The sequence below is a fragment of the Streptomyces sp. NPDC054841 genome (genome assembly GCF_053611045.1).
The window spans coordinates 1-1,493 of record NZ_JBSGZO010000887.1; the positions used below are offsets into that span (position 1 = coordinate 1).

The following is a 1,493-nucleotide window of genomic DNA, read 5'->3' on the forward strand; positions in this document are numbered from 1 at the left end:
GGTCCCCGGAAAGGGGTCCCGCGCGGTTCTGCGTTCTGCGTGTCTGCGTTCTGCAGCGGTTCTGCGTTCTGCGTTGTCTGCGGCTCTGCGTATCCGGGCCGAGGGTCAGCCGAGCTCGTGCATCCAGCCGTGAGGGTCCCCGGCGACGCCGGTCTGGATGTCCAGCAGCGTCTTCCGCAGCTCCATCGTGACCTTGCCGGGCTCGCCGTTCGCCTGCGTCCATTCGCCGGCGGCGGACTTGACCGTGCCGACGGGGGTGATGACGGCGGCGGTGCCGCAGGCGAAGACCTCGGTGAGCGTGCCGTTCTCGGTGTCACGCTTCCACTGGTCGGTGGTGATCCGGCCCTCCTCGGCCTCGTAGCCGAGGTCGCGGGCGAGCTTGAGCAGCGAGTCACGGGTGATACCGGCGAGGAGCGAGCCGGTGAGCTCGGGCGTGACGATCTTGTCCCCGTACACGAAGTACAGGTTCATGCCGCCCATTTCCTCCACGGTCCTGTGCTCCAGGGCGTCCAGCCAGACGACCTGGTCGCAGCCCTTGGCAGCCGCCTCGGCCTGCGCCAGGAGGGAGGCGGCGTAGTTGCCGCCGGTCTTGGCGAAGCCCATGCCGCCGGGAACGGCGCGGACGTAGTTCTCGGAAAGCCAGACCGAGACGGGCTTGACGCCACCGGGGAAGTACGGGCCGGCCGGGGACGCGATGACGATGAAGAGGTACTCGTTGGCCGGCCTCACACCGAGACCGACCTCGTTGGCGAACATGAACGGGCGCAGATAGAGCGAGGCCTCGCCGCCGTGCGCCGGGACCCATGCCTTGTCCTGCTGGACCAGGGCGTCACACGCCGCGATGAACGTCTCGACCGGAAGCTCGGGCATGGCGAGGCGGCGTGCGGAAAGCTGGAAGCGCTTGGCGTTGGCATCAGGCCGGAACGTGGCGACCGAGCCGTCGGGCCGACGGTAGGCCTTCAGCCCCTCGAAGATCTCCTGCGCGTAGTGCAGCGTCATGTTGGCCGGGTCGATGGACAGCGGCGCGTACGGCGTGAGCTCCGCGTCGTGCCAGCCCCGCCCCTCCGTCCACTTGATCGTCACCATGTGGTCGGTGAAGTGGCGGCCGAATCCGGGGTTGGCCAGGATCGCCTCGCGCTCCGCATCGGACAGCGGGGTCGAGGAGGGCTTGAGCTCGATCGTGGGCGTCGTCATGTCTGCGTGTCCTTCACCGTGTGTTTGTGACGGACCGCGCTCACATCTGAATGTCTGTACGCCCTGAGTACACCTGTACTAGGACGTCCGAGCTTTCCCGCATGATGCGGCCCCACGTCCAATTATCGCAGTGCGTGGGAGCCGGAGCAGAACAGTGTGAATTGCGGCCCATGGCTGATGGTGGCACCCGGGGGCCGCATAGGAGAAGCCGCCGGGCGCGGATGCGACCCGGCGGGGTGGAGGTTTCGAGCCGGGGGGTCCCCCCAGGCCCGTTGGTCTCGGGGGGAGGGTCAGCCCGC

1 protein-coding gene is annotated in these 1,493 nt (G+C 68.2%); it reads right to left on the reverse strand.

The window, feature by feature from the left end; genetic code table 11:
- Positions 1-105: 105 nt before the first annotated feature.
- Complete coding sequence (locus tag ACWGI8_RS44195) at positions 106-1,194, reverse strand: branched-chain amino acid aminotransferase (RefSeq protein WP_453669257.1); 1,089 nt, start codon at positions 1,192-1,194, stop codon at positions 106-108.
- Positions 1,195-1,493: the final 299 nt, after the last annotated feature.

What these genes read in the sequence shown, in the direction of transcription:
- ACWGI8_RS44195 (WP_453669257.1), bottom strand. Translation starts at nt 1,194, where the DNA reads ATGACGACGCCCACGATCGAGCTCAAGCCCTCCTCGACCCCGCTGTCC.